This window comes from Shimia abyssi (assembly GCF_003014475.1).
In the GTDB taxonomy this organism is placed as follows: Bacteria; Pseudomonadota; Alphaproteobacteria; order Rhodobacterales; family Rhodobacteraceae; genus Shimia; species Shimia abyssi.
Window position 1 is genome coordinate 23,285 of sequence record NZ_PYGJ01000020.1, and the last position, 17,800, is coordinate 41,084.

Below are 17,800 nucleotides of genomic sequence, written 5' to 3' on the forward strand. Positions count from 1 at the left end.
ATATAATGTCACATTTAACAATAGAACCTCGACATCACACCACCAAACGGCATTGCCCCCAAACAAGGACGACATCGATGAAATTGAACTACTGTGTTGTCGGCACCAACGACATGACCGCATCCAAAGCCTTTTATGACGCACTCTTTGCTCAGTCCGGGCTACATTGCACGGCACCAAACGACAGGATGACATATTGGCTGGGCGAGGATTTTGCCTTTGCCACCGCCCTCCCGTTTGACAAACAGCCCGCCACCAACGGCAATGGCACGATGGTGGGCTTTTGCGTTGGGCCAAAGGACAACGTCGAACGAATGCACGCGTTGGCGATTGTCCTTGGCGGAACCTGCGAAGGCGCGCCCAACCAACGCGGACCAAAGTTCTCGGCTTATGTGCGTGATCTTGATGGCAACAAACTGTGCTTTTCCGACTAACCCAGATCGGTCTGGTCGGCTGAAACGCTCAGATTTCAGCCGACCCGCCTCAACTGACCTTACCCATATGTACTGGACAGAGACACCGTGCCGCGCACATTCAGATCCCCCCGATGCGCACCCAAAAACCTATCCGCCGCCGCCTGTCCCGCCGCCTTGAGCTGCGCCAACACCAACGGAACCGGTGTGGTCTTGGTCGCCACCGACAACTCGTTCATAAAGTCATCATCCGCGATCATATGCACATTCACTTCCCGCATCGCGCCGCGTTCCATCACGCCCTGATCGATAAGACGACGCACAAATCCAATTGCGCGCAGCTCACTCATCAAGGACGCATTGAAACTGATCTCATTCACCCGATTTGCAATCTGCTGCGGCGTCACCGGCAGCTCCTCGCGCTCCAGCGGATTAATATTCACAATCACCACATCCTCCGGCAGTTCACGCTCAAACAGCGGCCACAGCGCCGGATTGCCGGTATAGCCGCCGTCCCAAAACGCATCCCGCCGCCCCGTGCGCGCATCATCGATCTCGACCGCCTGAAACAATGTCGGCAAACAGGCCGAGGCCAACAACACATCCGTGTCGATCTCCATCCCTGAAAACACCCGTGCCTTGCCGGTGCGCACATTGGTGGCACAAATGAACAGCTTCGGCCCACGATCATCGCAAACCTTGTCGTAATGAAACTGCTCTGCCACCTTGCGCAACGGATGCGCATAAAATGGCCCGTACAAATACGGCGTTGTCATCCGTTGCACCATATCCGCCGCCATAAACGGTAACGAATGCTCAATCGCCCGGCTCACCGACCCGGCCCCCAGGCCAAGCCCTGGCGCAACCCCAGTCATCCACGCCTCAAACCCCGGCGCCGTTACGGCACCCAGCTGCTCCCACAGCCATGTCAGCATCTCGCGCGCACCCTCGCGCCCGCCTTCCAGCATTCCTGCCTTAAGGGCGGCACCATTCATCGCCCCCGCCGACGTGCCCGAAATCCCGGCAATCTCCAGATCCGGATCCTGCAACAACACATCCAGCACCCCCCAGGTAAAGGCGCCATGCGCGCCACCACCCTGCAAGGCCAAATTGATCCGCTTCACCTCAGCCATGCACCAACCCTACTCTTCCTTATGCCTAAAATATCTCGGGGGAATCGCCCTCGGGCGATGGGGGCAGCGCCCCCAAAAATGGCACTTACAAAGCGGTCCAGCCACCATCCACCGAAATCGTCGTCCCGGTGATCTGCGCCGCTGCATCCGAACACAGGAATACAGTCGTGCCTCCCAACTGCTCGACGGTCGCGAACTCTTTCGAGGGCTGGCGCGTCAACATGACGTTCTTCACCACCTCATCGCGCGACATATTATATTCCTTCATCGTATCGGGAATCTGCGCCTCCACCAACGGGGTCAGCACATAACCGGGGCAAATCGCGTTACAGGTAATCGGTTCCTGAGCCGTCTCCAATGCCACCGTCTTGGACATGCCCACAACCCCGTGTTTGGCCGCAATATAGGCCGCCTTATAAGGGGACGCCGTCAACCCATGTGCCGAGGCGATATTGACCACCCGGCCCCAGCCGCGCTCCCGCATAAATGGCAAAGCCGCAGCTGTGGTGTGAAACACTGAATTCATGTTGATCGCGATGATCGCATCCCACTTATCTACCGGAAACTGATCAATCGGCGCGACATGCTGAATGCCGGCATTGTTCACCAGAATATCACAGCCGCCCGCATCTTTGATCAGCTGGCGGCATTCGTCCCCTTTGGACATGTCCGCCTTGATATAGCGCGCCTCAACCCCAAACTCCTCGGCAATCCCTGCGGCCAGCGCGTGGTCTTCCTCGCGGTCCGTGAACGAGTTGAGAACAACATTTGCCCCGGCCTTCGCCAACTCGCGTGCAACCCCAAGGCCAATGCCCGAATTTGACCCCGTTACAATGGCTGTCTTGTTTGCAAGTGTCATCTCTGTCTCCTCATGAAAAGCGTCTCGCAAATCACCTGACGGGCTATCGCACCGGGCATTTGCACCGCGCTTCCTCGCAAGATGTCAGCAACACCTTAGGTCGGGCGCGACTCACGTGATTTGCGAAACGCTTCTGCACGCGCACCATAACAATGCTGCGGCTGCAAAATGAAGCTGCAAATCAATTTGACGTGTCTCATGCGCAAAAAAAACGCCCGCACAAGGCGGGCGTATAGTTATTGAGGCAGGTTTCATACAGGCAAGAAACCTATCGAGCAGTGAGACCTTTATAAGCAATCCCACGCCGTCCTCCAAGCTAAAAGTTTGATAACCCACGAATCCGCCGTTAGTTTTTAATGTAACAAATCAAGGGCAAGAGAGGATTGTTCCGCATATGACATCAATATGTTTCCCCCTGAAACGAGCGTTGGGCGCGGCTTTGACCGTTGTTTTCATGGGTGGGCCGCTCTTGGCCGAGCCCTCACATGGAATCGCTATGTATGGTGAACCGGCCCTTCCGGCTGACTTCACCGCTTTACCTTACGCAAACGCAAACGCCCCCAAGGGCGGCCGAATCGTCACCGGTAACACCGGTGGATTCGATTCGCTTAACCCATTTATTCGCAAGGGAACCGTGCCCTGGCAGCTGCGATTCTTCGCCTACGATTCGCTGATGGGCCGCAACCGCGCCGAACCATTCGCCCTCTACGGCCTGATTGCTGAATCCATCGAAACCCCACCAGACCGCTCCTGGGTCGAGTTCACGCTCCGCCCCGAGGCGCGCTTCTCTGACGGCAGCCCGATCACCGTCGACGATGTGATCTGGTCTTACGAAACTCTGGGCACGGTCGGCCACCCCCGATATCTCGGCTTCTGGAAACAGATCGACAGTATCAAAGCCACTGACGATCGCACCGTCCGCATCACCTTCAACACCGACAACCGCGAACTCGCGCTCATCGCGGGCCTGCGCCCGATCCTGAAAAAGGCCCAGTGGGAGGGCAAGGCATTCGAGGACTCAACCCTCACCGATATTCCCATCGGCTCCGGCCCCTATGTCGTTGGCGAATTTGAGGCAGGTCGCTACGTGACCCTGTCCCGCGACCCAAGCTACTGGGCCGCTGACCTGCCATTCCGCAAAGGCACCAACAACTTTGATGAGATCAAAATCGACTTCTACGGCGATGGCGATGTGCAATTCGAGGCGTTCAAGGCTGGCGAAATCTCTTATGTGCGCGAATTCAACGCTGACGCATGGGCCACACGCTATAGCTTTCCCGCCGCCGCGTCCGGTGACATTGTGCAATCGGAAATCCCGCATCAGAAACCCTCGGGCATGACCGGCTTTGTGATGAATGCTCGCCGCGCTCCGCTGGATGACATCCGGGTGCGTGATGCGCTGATCCATGCGTTCAACTTTGAATTCATCAACGACACCATGACCGGCGGGCGTCAGCCGCGCATCACCTCTTATTTCTCCGGCTCGATTCTGGGCATGGAGGCCGGACCGGCACAGGGGCGCGTTGCCGAACTGCTCGCACCTTTTGCGGATCAGCTTCCCGCCGACACAATCGACGGCTACACCCTGCCCGCCTCTGACGGCTCGGCGCGCAATCGCAAGAACATTGCCGCCGCGATGGAGGCCCTCAATGCCGCGGGCTTCACGGTGGTCGACGGCCAGATGCAAGACGCTAATGGCGAACCGCTTGTGCTCGACATCCTGCTGCGTCAGGGCGATATCCAGAACAAGGCTGTGATCGACATCTATACCAAGTCGCTCGAACGTATCGGCATTCAAACCACGGTCACGCTGGTTGACAATGCGCAATACACTGAACGTGTGAATGGCTTTGATTTCGACATCACCGATTTCCGCCGCGCCCTCTCGCTCAGCCCCGGCAACGAGCAATCGCTCTATTGGGGCAGCGCGTCCGCAGATGAGGTTGGCACACGCAACCTGATGGGTGTGAAATCCCCCGTCATCGACTCTCTGATCACTTCTATGTTGACCTCGGAGAGCCAGGACGACTTCATCGCCGCCACCCGCGCGCTGGACCGTGTCCTGACCTCAGGTCGTCACGTGATCCCGATCTGGAACTATGCCGTGGGTCGCATCGCACATCGCAAGGAAATGCACTTCCCCGACACGCTGCCAATCTATGGCGACGGCGCCGACTGGATGCCAGCCCTCTGGTGGTGGGAAGAATAACCAAACCACGGCACGCCCCTCTACGCGGGTCCGAATGAGCCCCGCGCAAAACCCCTAAAAACGCCCCGGACCTCACCTTCCGGGGCGTTTTTTATGGGGGTCGCCCAAACTCGCACTTTATCATGAAAAGTTTTCATTTCATTCAACTGGTCATGGGGGCCATTCACCCGCTACAACGCACGCCATCGCACACATGCGTCGCACAAAGATGACCAGTTGTCGAAAATGAGCAAAAACAAACACGCAGTCTGCCTTACGACTGTCATACCGAAACCGAGGAATCAGAGGTTCAAATGCCTGACGTCACAATCGTTTATTGGCGCGACATCCCCGCCCAGGTCATCGTGGGCAAAGGCCGGCGCGGCTCCAAAAGGCAACTGGCCGAACGCTTTGAACAAGCGATCGACCGTGCCGCGATGAAAATTGGCGCCGCCGATACCGATGCTTATCTTGCGGAATGGCGCAAGGCAGCCCCCTACACGGTTGAAGGAGAGCCTCAGGCCATCGCAGACAGCGAGGCCGCCCGGCTCGAAGCAGAATTTGATCAGGAACGCATCAAGCAGCTGATCGCCAACGAAGGCTGGGCATGACGAAACGCCCCAACTTATGGGAGGCCGCAATGGCTTTGTTGAACTTCAAGCGTAAGACCGACGAGGTGAAAACCGCGTCCCCAAATGTCGAAGCCTTCCTGCAAGGCTATACAATCGAAGTGATGCCGCGCACCGCCGCCAAGGTCGAGGATTTCCGCGACCTGCTGCCCACGGGCACCCGCGTCTACATCGCCCATATCGAGGGCACCCCGATTGAGGAAATGGTCGCTACCGCCAAGCGCATCGCCGCCGAAGGCTACCCGGTCATGCCGCACTTCCCGGCCCGCATCATCAAGGATGCCGCGACGCTGGAGAACTGGATCGCCATGTATCAGGGTGAAGCAGGCGTTGATCAGGCGCTTATGCTCGCAGGTGGCGTCGAAAAACCCCATGGTGAATTCGACAGCTCGATGCAGCTTCTGGAAACCGGGCTCTTTGACAAGGCAGGCTTCAAACGCCTTCACGTCGCGGGCCACCCCGAGGGTAACAAGGACATCGACCCCAAAGGCGGCACCGCCAATGTCGACGCTGCCCTTCAGTGGAAACAGGATTTCTCCAAACGCAGCGACGCTGAAATGGCGCTGGCAACGCAGTTTGCCTTTGACGCCAAACCGATCATCGCATGGGCGGATGGCGTCAAAGCCGCAGGCGTCGATATCCCGATCCATATCGGCATCGCTGGCCCGGCCAAATTGCAAACCTTGATCAAATTCGCCATCGCTTGCGGTGTCGGCCCCTCGCTCAAGGTGCTGCAAAAACGTGCCATGGATGTCTCCAAATTGCTTTTACCTTACGAACCCAACGACGTGCTGACCGAGCTGGCCAATCACAAGGCGGCCAACCCGGATTTCAACATCGACAAGGTGCATTTCTTCCCGTTGGGCGGCATCAAAACCAATGCCAAATGGGCAATTGAAAACGGTGGTGCCGCTGGCACTCCGGTGAACGGCTAATCGATGTCGCCCCATGCGCTGCTTTTTGATCTGGACGGCACTGTGATCCACAGTGACCCGATCCATATTCTGGTCTTTGCCGACCTGCTCGCAGCGCATGGGCACATCGTGGACGAGGCGTTTTATGCGGCCAATATCCTCGGGCGCTCTAACGCTAATATATTTGGTACGCTTGCCCCCGATCACCCCGATCCACAGGCGTTCGCCGATCAGAAAGAGGCCGAGTTCCGCCGCCGCCTCCCTCGTCCCTACCCTTCCATGCCGGGTCTTGGTGCGCTGATGGCCCTGGCGCGCGCGCAGGGTTGGAAAACCGCCGCCGTCACCAACGCGCCGCGTGCCAACGCCATCGCCATGCTCGACGCAATCGAGCTCAGCGATCAATTTGACACGCTTGTCATCGGTGACGAATGCATCAACGGCAAACCGCACCCCGAACCCTACCTTACGGCGATGACCCGCCTCGAAGTTGCCCCCGAACACTGCATCGCTTTCGAAGACAGCCCCCCCGGCGTCACATCGGCAGCGGCGGCCGGGGCTTATGTTATTGGCATCCGCTCCTCGCTCAGCGACGCACCCCTGCGCGCCGCAGGTGCCCACGAAACAATCACAGATTTTACTGATCCGATCCTGACAGGGATCCTCAAGACCAAGACTGGAGTTCTTGCATGACCCGCACCATCGTTGAATCCAAAACAAAAACAGCCGTCATCGGCTTTGACGAACCGTTCTGCGTGATCGGAGAGCGCATTAACCCAACGGGCCGCAAAAAACTCGCCGCCGAACTGGAGGCAGGCGATTTCTCGACCGTCGAAAAAGACGCCATCGCCCAGGTTCTTGCGGGCGCCACCGTGCTCGATATCAACGCGGGTGTTGTCTATAACTCCAACCCCAACCCGAACGAAACTGAACCACCGCTGATGACAAAGATCGTCGAACTGGTTCAGGGCCTCGTCGACGTGCCCCTCTGCATCGACAGCTCGGTTCCTGCCGCGCTAGAGGCCGGTCTGGCCATCGCCGAAGGCCGCCCACTGCTGAACTCTGTCACCGGCGAAGAAGAGCGCCTCGAACAGATCCTGCCGCTGGTCAAGAAATACAACGTTCCGGTTGTGGCCATCTCCAACGATGACACCGGTATCTCCGAAGACCCGGATGTGCGCTTTGCTGTTGCCAAAAAGATCGTTGAGCGTGCCGCCGATTTTGGCATCCCCGCCCATGACATCGTTGTCGACCCGCTGGTTATGCCCGTTGGTGCGATGGGCACCGCCGGTCTTCAGGTCTTCGCCCTTGTGCGTCGCCTGCGCGAAGAGCTGGGCGTCAATACCACCTGCGGCGCTTCCAACATCTCGTTCGGCCTGCCCAACCGTCACGGCATCAACAACGCCTTCCTGCCCATGGCCATGGGTGCCGGCATGACCTCTGCGATCATGAACCCGGTCGCCCTGCCCGTCGGTCCCAAGAAACTGGCCGAGAAAAAGGCCGAAGTCGAAGCGTCGGGCATCATCCTGCCCGCCGACATGGACGACGAAGCGTTCTGCCAGATGTTCGGCATCGGTTCGACCCTGCCGCGCGCCGGCAAGGAAATGGAGGCCATCCGCGCCGCCAACTTCCTGACCAACAATGACCCGCATGGCGGCGAATGGATCAAGTTCAACAAAGCACCGCCTAAGCCCGGTGAAGAAACCCGCGGTCGTGGTGGCCGCGCCGGTGGCCGCCGCCGCCGCGCCTGAAACGTGTAAAGAAAAACCAAACAGGCCGGAGCAACCGCTCCGGCCTTTTTCTTGAATGTCGCGTGTCGCCGGCACTTTGCTCACCCCGCCGGGCACGCCGCTACGTATAGAGCCAGTCAGATCCACCTTTGCCGACCCTTCGCTTGGCTCGAAAGGCAGCTAAGCGCAGGAAGTGAGCATTGCAAAATTTAGGACCTTTCCCGAAGCTGACATTGGGTCATACTGCGGTGAATTCTCACCTAGCGCCCGAACCCGGCGTTCAGTCCATTCGCTCCATATCGTTCAGTTCAAAGCTACTATCGAGCAAACTTGGCTCTGGCCCGTAAAATCGAGCAAGCAGGAAGAAACGGCGCTCCGGATCAGTTGGAAGCCAGTTGTTTTCCTTCCCTGCCGGAGCTGTCGGCCCGAAGTAAATATCAACGGAACCGTCATCATTCTTGACGACATCAGACATGTTGGAATCAATTGTGCTTGGCTCGATGTCACGTAAATAGGAGGCCGTCTCCAGATCGTAAGTCGTAATCGACCAAAAATCGCGGACCGGTACATCGGCAGGTACGGTGAGCTTGTAGTTGCGGTTCCCTTCAAGCCATTCACCGTCCGGTGTCTCGGCCAAGTCGAGATAGTAGGTCGCTGTACCGTAATTTTTAACGCTTGTTATGATCGCGTAGTAAAGCGCGCCGCGCGCGACATAGTCGTAATATGACGGGTATTCGTAGCTCCATTCTGTCTCTCGCGACCCATCTGGGACAAGCGCAGACCATTTTTTCCCTTTGAACACAAATGGATTGAGGACACGGTGGTATTGATCAATCATATAATCCAGCGCCTCGGGACCCGCCGCATCATATATCGCTTGAAGGTTATCACCGGGCTCAAAAGGTTCGTTGCGCTTGATACCGACACGCGCCAATGCGCCCATCATCGCAAGGTCGCGGTCCAACACGACTTCCTGGCCAATCATCTCGTGGATATGGCTATAGATCTCACCATCCATCTTGGGAGTCATCTCCAGCGGTACGCCGTAGACGTCCACGTAATTCGTTGTAACTTCCGCTTCGGCTTCGGAAAGAGGATACACCTTAATCTGCTTGGTTAGCGCTGTGGCCTTCGCAAGGTTTTCTTCGGTTGGACCACCAGCGATAATTGGGCGAAGAACAGCAAAACCGTAATTCGTTTCTTGTTCATAGACCAACGCATTCCTAAGCAATGGGCCATCGTAATTAGGTGGCACCAGCAGGTATTTTGCCCCAAGCCCTCGGTCCCGCCCTTTTGAACCCACGTCGTCGAGCGGACGTTGCCATGAGTCCATGACAGTGCCAAATATGCCAATGCCTTCTACAGACGCAGGCATTTCGAACACAACCGGACCATCTTTGATGTTCCAATACGCGTGTATGTAAGGCGTCGTGTTGTTCGGCGTAGCGGTCTGGAACCGCCAATCCTGCACTTGGGAGTTGTAGCCAATATCGTTCGGCCCAACCCCGGCCCGAGCGAGCGCATCGATGTAGAACTTAAAGTTCATCAAAGGCATGGCCCAAACAGCAACGTCAACTGCTCGGTGATAGGTCATACGGTCCGCCGTATTGGCGTTCGAAGGGTTGAATTCCTCGGCCTGACCCAGCGTTGCGGCCATGACGCCGAATGCAAATGCTTTGACGGTCGTTAGGTTGAAATACGAGCTCATTTCGAACACCATTCTGATACAATAAGTTTGACCAATTTTTGCAGATGGAAAAACTGTACACAGAAACCGAGTTTTCTCATAAGTTTTTTGGTGCGTTGAACACTTTTCATGTCCCACACAAACACCATGCGACGACCTTTTCGTCGAAGTCTGCTTTTGCAAAAAAATACTTTGACGCCAAGTCCGCTCTGGGCTGCCTGCCGTCGTTGTCGCCTACGAATCGACCGACAATTTCGCCCACACATCAGCCCCACACCAATTGCTAGGACGTCACTCCGACACCCGACGTCAGGATCAAACCATCATCCCCACATTAACCTTTCCGCGCAAGGCACGCCCGTCGTGTTAACCCTCTTCCACCCCCAAATCCCGCACCGACGCGATACCGATGGAATACCGACCTGCAAATCCCAGCGTTTTAAGCTCTTAACCTTTCTGCACACAACGCGGCCAAAGGTTAACTTCGCTTCTTTTGATCGCGGAAATCATACGCCCCGTCGGTTGGGTTTTGCCCCTCGCCAAACATCGCGTGTTTCTGAATTTTCTGAGTGCCCGTTACCGGGATTTCATCCAGAAACCGCAACCACCCCGGCGCCTTGTAATAGGCCAAGCGCTTGAAACTCCAATCAAAAAGCTCATCCGCCAGCGCATCATCGCACCCGTCGATCACTTCAACACAGGCCATCACCTCTTCATCCCTAAGCGTGTCCGGCACAGCGATTACCGCCACCCGTGCCACCCTCGGATGTTCCTGCAAACAGGCTTCGATCTCAGCCGCAGCAATATTTTCACCACTGCGCCGGATAATGTTCTTCTTGCGATCCTCAAAAATGATCAATCCGGTCTTGTCCATCCGCACGGTATCCCCGGTGTGAAACCACCCCCCGCGCCAAGCTTCCTCGGTGGCCTCGGGCAAGTTCAGATATCCCGAAAAAGCGCCTTTTCTCGGGGTGTTAGCATCATAACGTATGACCATTTCACCTGGCGTTCCACGCGCGACTTCGATGTTTTTCTCATCCACAACCCTGACGTCCAGCCCCTTCTGAGGCCGCCCAATCGCCCGCGTATCTACCGCGCGCGGTTCGTGGCAATCCGCCAGCAACCGACACATCTCCGACATGCCCCACACTTCGATCAACGGAAATCCGAACCGTTCTTCAAACGCACGGTGCAATGTCGGCTCCACCCCTGCGCCAACTGCAAACTCAATTTTATGTTTTGAATCATACTCTTCTGGCGGCCTATTCATCAACGCAGGAATGATGATCCCTAGGTAATGCACGACCGTCGCCCGCGTCTCGACAATCTCACGCCACCACCGGCTACCACTGAACCGCGCAGGAATGATCTGCGCACAGCCCTGATCAATGGCGCACATAAACGACAGAATGGCACCGTTCACATGAAACAGCGGCAATGGGTTGTAAATCCTTGATTTTCCTTCCTGAAATACAACCAAGCCACCAAGGTTAGCATACCACTTTCCCATCTGAATCTCATAATCATGGCTGATAATGCACCCCTTGGGTCGCCCGGTCGTGCCGGACGTATAGATCAGGCTCGCCTCACTCTCGGGGGCCACTGGCCCATCCACTGGCGCAGCACCCGGTGCGTGGGGCAAGTCCGGCAAGTCGACGCCCATCTCCACCAGCGGCACATCCCGTCCGCTTTCCAAAATCCCGTCCCGCATCAACGCGGCTACATTGGGCGCAACAATCGCCAGCACCGCGTCGCTGTCCTGCAACAAATATGCGATCTCGGCGGGGCGATAATCCGGGTTCACCGGCACCCAGCTAATCCCCCGGCTGGCCAGCGCCAATTTCAGCAACAGCATCTCGGGCCGGTTCTCAAGCAACACCGCCACGCGGTGGCCGTGCCCATAGCCAAAATTCTCAAAACATGCGGCCCATTTCATAACAATCTCAGAGGCTTGCGCGAATGAGTAAATGCTTCCACTCGGATGATATGCCCGTGTCGGATCACTAGGCACCACCAGAAAATCCGCTGCCTTCCACTGCGCCGCCCGAGCCTCAAAAAATGCTCCGATCGTTCCCGCCATTTCGATCATCTCCCTGGTGATTTGTGCCAGATTAGCCTCTCGGCCTCACGGCGCAACCGGCATCTTTTCAGCGTCCGCTCAATGTTCTAGCCTGCCCTCATTCGGAGGTGCCCATTGGCCACATTTCTTGTTCTCGCATTCATTTCCATCGAAGTGCTCGCCATTGCTCTGGCTCTCAGGGCAATGGCTTGGTCGCGCACCCCGCAAGGCTCTGTTGCATGGGTCGTGTTCCTCATTTCTGCGCCGCACATAGCCATCATCAGTTACCTCTTTCTGGGGCATTCCCGCATGAACGGCTATGTCGTGTCGCGCCGGGATTACCAAGAGGTCAAAACCGGCATCCACACCGCCCGAGAGGCATTGCCCCCGCGCCCAGACACACAGCACATTGGCTATCAAGCCTTTGAAAAGATTGCCTCAAGCCCAATCCTGTCCGGCAACGCGATGGAGCTCTTGGTAGATGGAGACGAGACGTTTGATGCGATTTTTGACGCCCTTGATGCGGCACAATCCTATATCCTCGTCCAGTTTTATATCGTGCGCGATGATCAAATTGGCAAAGCGCTGCAAGCGCGCCTGATTGCCGCCGCCGAACGTGGGGTCAAAGTGCGTTTTCTCTATGATTCCGTTGGATGTTCGCGCCTCTCTCGCAGCTACATCAACGACCTGAAAGCCAGCGGTATCGAGATGTTTGACAGCAACGCCCTGCAAGGCCCACGCAAACGGTTTCAGCTCAATTTCCGCAATCACCGCAAAACCGTGGTTATTGATGGTACAACTGGGTTCACAGGTGGTTTGAATATTGGGGATGAGTATCTCGGTCGCGACCCCGCATTTGGCGCATGGCGCGACACGCATTGCTGCCTGCGCGGCCCCATGGTGTTGCAACTCCAGCTAGCGTTTTGCGAAGACTGGCATTGGGCAACACGGGAATACCTCTTTGATCAGCTCGACTGGCCGCTGGTACCGGCCCCGGAAAACCTGGACGGGCTGGTCCTGACTTCTGGTCCGGCGGACGACATGGAGACCGGCAACCTCTACTTCAACACCTGCATCGCTGCCGCCCGTGACCGGATCTGGATCGCCTCACCCTATTTTGTACCCGACCACGATATTGCTGTTGCGCTCAAGCTCGCTGCGTTGCGGGGGTTGGATGTGCGCATCCTTGTGCCAGCCCATCGCGACCACTGGTTAACCTGGTTGGCGGCTTTTGCCTATTTCGACGAACTGCGCGAGGCCGGTGTTCAGTTTCTGCTCTACCAAGACGGCTTCATGCACCAAAAGGTGGTGTTGGTCGATGACAGCATCGCCTCAGTTGGTACGCTGAATCTCGACAGCCGCTCCTGTCGCCTCAATTTTGAGGCCACTGCAATCGTGTTCTCACCTGAAGTCGCAGAAGATGTTGAAATCATGCTGAAAGATGATTTTTCCCGCGCCGAACTCTTGCAAAAAAACATCACCGATCAACCTAGATGGCTGCGCATCACTGCGCCTGTGGCCCGTCTGTTTGCGCCGCTTCTCTAGCCTTGCTGCGCAGATCAAACAGGCGACCATTATACTCGGCCCCCAGCACAAAAATCGCTGCCATCATATAGAGATAGATCAGCGCCGTCATTATCCCGGCCAGCCCGGCATATGTCACCGAATATGTCGAGAAATGGCCGATATAAAATGCGAAACCACGCGATGCGATATCCCAAAGAATGACCGTCAGGATAATACCCGGTGCCAGTGAGCGATCCGAATGGCGCACACCCGGCAGCCATTTGTGACAGGCATAAACGGCGAATAACAGGATCAGAACTGTCATAATGCTGCGGAACTGGTCATTGCTCAGGATCGAGTTTTGCAGCCACGGCACCCACTCGCCAAAGAAATGCAACGTTAGCGGGACAAGCACGCTCAGCATCCCAGCAGAGATAATCAGCAATGTACCGGCAATCACAAATCCAATCGCCAACAGGCGCGTTTTCCAGAACGGGCGCGGATCCTCGTCGCGATAGGCCGCGGTCAGCACCAACCGCACCGCATCAACTCCGTTGGAGGCAAAGATGATTGATAGCAACGCGCCAATCGTCACCGTGCCTCCCCCATATTGCAACACCGCGCGCAGCTCTTTTTCGATCGGCTCAGCAATCTCCTGAGGCCAGCCGCCAAATACAAAATTCACAAGATCATCCACCTGAGTATCCGCACTCAGCGCGCCCGCCAGCGACAGGGCAAAAATACAAAACGGAAATACCGCCAACATGATCGCCAGCGCGATATAGCTGGCGCGCACCATGCCGCCCTTTTGGCCAAACCGCGCTAACGCGTCCCAGAACGTGGTCCAATACACTGACATCTGTAAGCCCTCCGAGCGGTTCTTCTCACTATAGCGTTTCGAATTATCCGGAAACAGCAGGCATCACTTAACGCTCTGAAATCTATATTTCAGCCAGCGTTAAGCGAGCTTGTTCCCATCGACAACTCCTAAATCGCGTTTCACTGACAAGTTTTCGGCCCGTTGTTGCGTCCGGATATTGGGCACTTGTCATCTTTGCCAAAAAACTTGGCAAAATTTCCAAAGTCTACCGCGTTCAGACACCCCATTTCCTAATCAAGACAAACGAAACGGCAAACGAAACCACACAAAAGCAACCGCTTAGCTGGCTCCTTCATCGGTCTTCCCTCCCACGTGTGGGTCAGCATCGCCCTTATCGCACTGACCTTGGCGATCACGGGCTAGGGCCCTGCAAATGGCCCTCCACTCACGGAAAAAGGTCTGCGCCAGCTTGGGTTTTCCAGGCTGGCGCCACGAATTCCGGTCTGCATCGAGCAGGGCGTGCTGCCTCGGGCCAACAAAGTCCACCCAGATAAGTGCCCGGGGCAGCAACAGCCCTTCGACCATTATCCACCAACCAGAGCGCACAAGCGCCCAGACACGACACGAAGATATTCTCAAGGATTTGAACGATGATGAGTAAACCCTTTTCCAGTTCTGATACGTCTCATTCCACCCCAGCAGAAGTTCACGGCGGGACGTGTCGTATGCTCAGCCTTGCTAATGATTTATCCCCGTCCAGCACACCGGTCGTGGTGATCCCTGATCTAACCCGAAATCCTGCATCACGCCGTTTGATCGCGCCATGGTCGCTTGCGCCCAGCCTCGTGAAAACCGGGTTGTCGTTGTACGTGATCCGCTGGCACAATCAATGGGTACATGATGAAAACCAACGGTTTACCCCAATGATCACAGGCGTAAACACGGCTGTGAAGTCAAGATTGCCGTCTGCGCGCCCATTTCATTTGGCGGCAATCGGAAATGGTGCGTTGGTGGCGCTCAAATGGCTTACATCCGCGCAGCGTTCGGGCAAATATCTGCCCGTACTCAGCCTGTCGCTCTTTGCGCCCCGCCTGTCGGTATTTTCACGCACCCCCCGCACGTCCCTGTCGGCCGCGCCAGACCACACATGCATCGTTGCCCACGATACGGAACACCAGGCGACATGTGATCTGGCAAAACGGCTACCACATGCCCCAACGGTATATTCTGTCACAAAAGCAGACCAATACACCATGTCAGAGCCTGCTCTTAGCTCCCAACATCCCGGTGTTGAATTTGCAGGCGCATGGCAAACCGCATGGCGCGACTGGATGATCGCGCAAACGCCTATGCATGATCGACGCTCGGCCTGAGCGATTAGGCCAGCATCCCCTCCTGACGCCGCACCTTTAGCGGCGTACGACCAAACCAGCGGCGAAAAGCTTGGTTAAAGGCGGTCTGGTCAGAGTACCCGACCGCCAATGCCACCTCACCCAGCGGCAGATCCGTTTGTTGAACCAAGGCCAGCGACCGGCGACGGCGCTGTTCGTCCAGAATTTCGCGAAAATTTGTCCCATCCTGCTTGAGCTTGCGTTGCAGCGACCGCGGTTGCATCCGCAGCGCTGCTGCTACCTTGTCCTGTGAACACACGCCCAGCGACAATTGCCGGAAAACTTCAAGGCTCACGGTTTCGGCAAATGGCGTGCCCTTTTCCACTGTGATTTCCGCCAAGTAGCGGCGGATGATCGGGTGAAAGGCCACATCCTGTTTCTTAAGGCGCACGTTCAGAACATCGTCGCGAAACAGGAACGAATAGGCATTGCGCCCATACCGCACCGGACATCCCAGCTCTGCCGACAGGTAATCCTTGCCCCTTGGTGCGGCAAACATCACCTCAGCAGACAGGATTTCCGGCCGCCGCCCGGACAATTCAGCAAGCACGGTTTTGCCCATCACCAACGACATTTCGCGCGCTTGTTGCGGGCGGGTGATGCTCAGCGGGGCGTAAATCACCTCGGCCAGCCCATCACCCGGAATTTCGCGCAGCGTCGTCACCATTCCATTGGTGTGCAGAAACTGATTGCGCAGCATCGCATGCGCCGCGCCGCGCACCGTGGTTTCCATACGTGTCACAAGGCTGATCACGCCATAGGTCTGTAACGAATGCAGCCGCGCCAGCTGAATGCCCAGATTGGGCAACCTCCAACTGCGCGCGCAATCTTCCAGCAGCGCGCCCATGTCTTCATAATCGATCTCGGTTTCAACCGCGTGGAAGATACTGTCGTCCAAGCCATAGCGCGCCAGAATAGGGCGCAAATCCTGCCCTTCCCGATCGGCAATCTTGTCCAGCCCCTCAATCATAGAAGCCCGGATATATCCAGCCAAGGTGATCTCCCTAGTTCACACGTTGACCAAGAGTAACCCCGCGACGTGTCGCACGTCCAGCCTCAGCGCAAACCATCCTCGCCAGTGACATCATCCACCATCAATCCGCCCATGCGGTGATGAATACGCCCGCCCCGGCTCATCGCCAGTGCAAACAGCAATTCGTCCGCCTTGGGACCATCCGGCACACCCACTTCCATACCGTCAAAATGGCTGCGCACATAGGCGGCGTTGATATGACCCAGCGGAATGTCGATGCGCGAGCCCACGCCGCCGATTTTCATGGATGATGGCACAATCGCCTTGGCCTCTCCCAACCGTTCGCGCATGGCATACCCGCCCGGCACGTGCCACAGCGCCGTGTGCTCCAGCTCTCCGGCCTCGCCCACCAACCCCGCTTTGCCATAGCCATCAATCCCGGCGATGCCACCCATCGCCTCGATCAAGCGATCCGTCATCATCAACCCAAGCGGCTTCAGATCGTCCATCGCGCTTTGCAAATCTTCGACATAGCGGCCTGCAAATGGGTTCTTGACCAGCGCCACAATCGCCGCCCGCCGACGCGGCGTTTCGGCAACCGGGCCACCATCGTGATGAATGTCCTCAACAAACACAATCGTTTTGCGCAGGGTAAATTCAGGCATCCAGCCTCTCCTTTTTGGTCAAATACTCCAATGGCGTGCCGCAAACCCGCGTCACGCCATCCAAACTAAGATATGCGGCTTTGATCAGCCCCCGTTCCGCGCAGTCACGCGCATAGGCTAACCCGGCCTCAAGCGCGCATTGCACCTCCTCGGGGCGCAATGCGCCTACGTCGACGGTCACAAGCCGCGCGCCCAGATCGCTGTCAGGAAAAACCTCGCACGCGGGTCTGCGCATCACTGCGCTGTGCCCCGGTAAATCCACATGGTTCGCGATCAGCGTCGCCGCCACATCCGCCGCCGCGGCGTCTCGTGCCAGAACGGTCACGCTGTCGGCAATTCCCAGCGACAGGCTACGCCCGCGCCAACCCGATGTCGCCACCCCACGCACATCGCTCTCGCTCGTGATCGTCGCCTTTGCACCGCCGCCCAACGCTGCTGCCATTTCGCAACCCGCCGCCAACACCAATGCCACGTCGCCTCCGTTGTTCACATATCCCGTTTCGACGCCGTCGACAGTCGCAATCACCCGTGCAATCTCGTCCGCCACCGCCCCGGCCACGGCGGCCATGGGCGTGACAAAAGCGGGCAGATACGACCGTGTCGCACGCGCCATCTGTCGCGCCACATCGCCTTGCAACCCTTTGCAAAGCTGCACAGGCTGGCGCAACATTGCCAACTCATCCGCCAATTCCTGCAAAATCGTGTCAAACCGATCCGCCGCCCGACGCAACGCCGCGTCACGCCCCGGCCCCGTCACGTCAATGATCAGATCAATCGGCCCATGATGCAGGTGCAACCGCCGCCCGTCGGGCAAAAACGCCACCTGCGGTCCCATA

At 57.0% G+C, this 17,800-nt stretch carries 16 protein-coding genes; 8 read left to right on the top strand and 8 right to left on the bottom strand.

Annotated elements, in window-relative coordinates:
• Positions 1-77 precede the first annotated feature (77 nt).
• Positions 78-434 (top strand): VOC family protein, encoded by a 357-nt coding sequence (locus CLV88_RS20375; protein WP_106610250.1) that lies wholly within the window; start codon positions 78-80, stop codon positions 432-434.
• 59 nt (positions 435-493) lie between these two features.
• Here the strand turns inward: CLV88_RS20375 and CLV88_RS20380 are convergent, their stop codons facing one another.
• Together CLV88_RS20380 and CLV88_RS20385 are read right to left on the bottom strand one after the other, a co-directional pair.
• Positions 494-1,546 (bottom strand): patatin-like phospholipase family protein, encoded by a 1,053-nt coding sequence (locus tag CLV88_RS20380; RefSeq protein WP_106610251.1) that lies wholly within the window; start codon positions 1,544-1,546, stop codon positions 494-496.
• 85 nt (positions 1,547-1,631) lie between these two features.
• Positions 1,632-2,405, bottom strand: a complete 774-nt coding sequence (locus CLV88_RS20385) for a 3-hydroxybutyrate dehydrogenase (protein WP_106610252.1) — start codon at positions 2,403-2,405, stop codon at positions 1,632-1,634.
• A gap of 394 nt (positions 2,406-2,799) precedes the next feature.
• Between CLV88_RS20385 and CLV88_RS20390 the strand changes: the two genes are divergently transcribed.
• The 5 genes from CLV88_RS20390 (at position 2,800) to CLV88_RS20410 (ending at position 7,884) form a co-directional block, all read left to right on the top strand.
• On the top strand, positions 2,800-4,614 hold the full coding sequence (locus CLV88_RS20390; protein ID WP_106610253.1) for an extracellular solute-binding protein: 1,815 nt from the start codon (positions 2,800-2,802) through the stop codon (positions 4,612-4,614).
• A gap of 293 nt (positions 4,615-4,907) precedes the next feature.
• Positions 4,908-5,204, top strand: a complete 297-nt coding sequence (locus CLV88_RS20395; RefSeq protein ID WP_106610254.1) for a virulence factor — start codon at positions 4,908-4,910, stop codon at positions 5,202-5,204.
• Positions 5,205-5,233: 29 nt separating this feature from the next.
• Entirely contained in the window at positions 5,234-6,157 is a 924-nt protein-coding gene (locus CLV88_RS20400; RefSeq protein WP_106610255.1) for a methylenetetrahydrofolate reductase, read from the top strand.
• Positions 6,158-6,160: 3 nt separating this feature from the next.
• Positions 6,161-6,826 (top strand): HAD family hydrolase, encoded by a 666-nt coding sequence (locus CLV88_RS20405; RefSeq protein WP_106610256.1) that lies wholly within the window; start codon positions 6,161-6,163, stop codon positions 6,824-6,826.
• Positions 6,823-7,884, top strand: coding sequence for a methyltetrahydrofolate cobalamin methyltransferase (locus CLV88_RS20410; protein ID WP_106610257.1), 1,062 nt, complete (start codon positions 6,823-6,825; stop codon positions 7,882-7,884). The genes CLV88_RS20405 and CLV88_RS20410 overlap by 4 nt, the downstream gene beginning before the upstream one ends.
• A gap of 259 nt (positions 7,885-8,143) precedes the next feature.
• On the opposite strand, the gene CLV88_RS20415 is transcribed toward CLV88_RS20410, so the two are convergent.
• On the bottom strand, positions 8,144-9,571 hold the full coding sequence (locus CLV88_RS20415) for a DUF1214 domain-containing protein (protein ID WP_165798960.1): 1,428 nt from the start codon (positions 9,569-9,571) through the stop codon (positions 8,144-8,146).
• Positions 9,572-10,028: 457 nt separating this feature from the next.
• Positions 10,029-11,630: an AMP-binding protein gene (locus tag CLV88_RS20425; RefSeq protein ID WP_165798961.1), complete on the bottom strand. Its 1,602-nt coding sequence runs from the start codon at positions 11,628-11,630 to the stop codon at positions 10,029-10,031.
• A gap of 114 nt (positions 11,631-11,744) precedes the next feature.
• On the opposite strand from CLV88_RS20425, the gene cls reads away from it, so the two are divergent.
• Positions 11,745-13,154: a cardiolipin synthase gene (gene cls / locus CLV88_RS20430; RefSeq protein WP_106610261.1), complete on the top strand. Its 1,410-nt coding sequence runs from the start codon at positions 11,745-11,747 to the stop codon at positions 13,152-13,154.
• On the opposite strand, the gene CLV88_RS20435 is transcribed toward cls, so the two are convergent.
• Positions 13,114-13,974, bottom strand: coding sequence for a YihY/virulence factor BrkB family protein (locus CLV88_RS20435; protein ID WP_106610262.1), 861 nt, complete (start codon positions 13,972-13,974; stop codon positions 13,114-13,116). The genes cls and CLV88_RS20435 overlap by 41 nt on opposite strands.
• Positions 13,975-14,585: 611 nt before the next feature.
• On the opposite strand from CLV88_RS20435, the gene CLV88_RS20445 reads away from it, so the two are divergent.
• Complete coding sequence (locus CLV88_RS20445; RefSeq protein ID WP_165798962.1) at positions 14,586-15,308, top strand: hypothetical protein; 723 nt, start codon at positions 14,586-14,588, stop codon at positions 15,306-15,308.
• A 4-nt stretch (positions 15,309-15,312) separates the two neighbouring features.
• Here the strand turns inward: CLV88_RS20445 and CLV88_RS20450 are convergent, their stop codons facing one another.
• From CLV88_RS20450 to CLV88_RS20460, 3 genes are all read right to left on the bottom strand, one after another.
• Positions 15,313-16,320, bottom strand: a complete 1,008-nt coding sequence (locus CLV88_RS20450; protein WP_133170019.1) for a helix-turn-helix transcriptional regulator — start codon at positions 16,318-16,320, stop codon at positions 15,313-15,315.
• 62 nt (positions 16,321-16,382) lie between these two features.
• Complete coding sequence (locus CLV88_RS20455; protein ID WP_106610266.1) at positions 16,383-16,964, bottom strand: amino acid synthesis family protein; 582 nt, start codon at positions 16,962-16,964, stop codon at positions 16,383-16,385.
• Positions 16,957-17,799 carry a UPF0280 family protein gene (locus tag CLV88_RS20460; RefSeq protein ID WP_106610267.1) on the bottom strand — a complete coding sequence of 281 codons (843 nt, stop codon included), beginning with the start codon at positions 17,797-17,799 and terminating at the stop codon, positions 16,957-16,959. The genes CLV88_RS20455 and CLV88_RS20460 overlap by 8 nt, the downstream gene beginning before the upstream one ends.
• Between the last annotated feature and the right edge of the window lies 1 nt (position 17,800).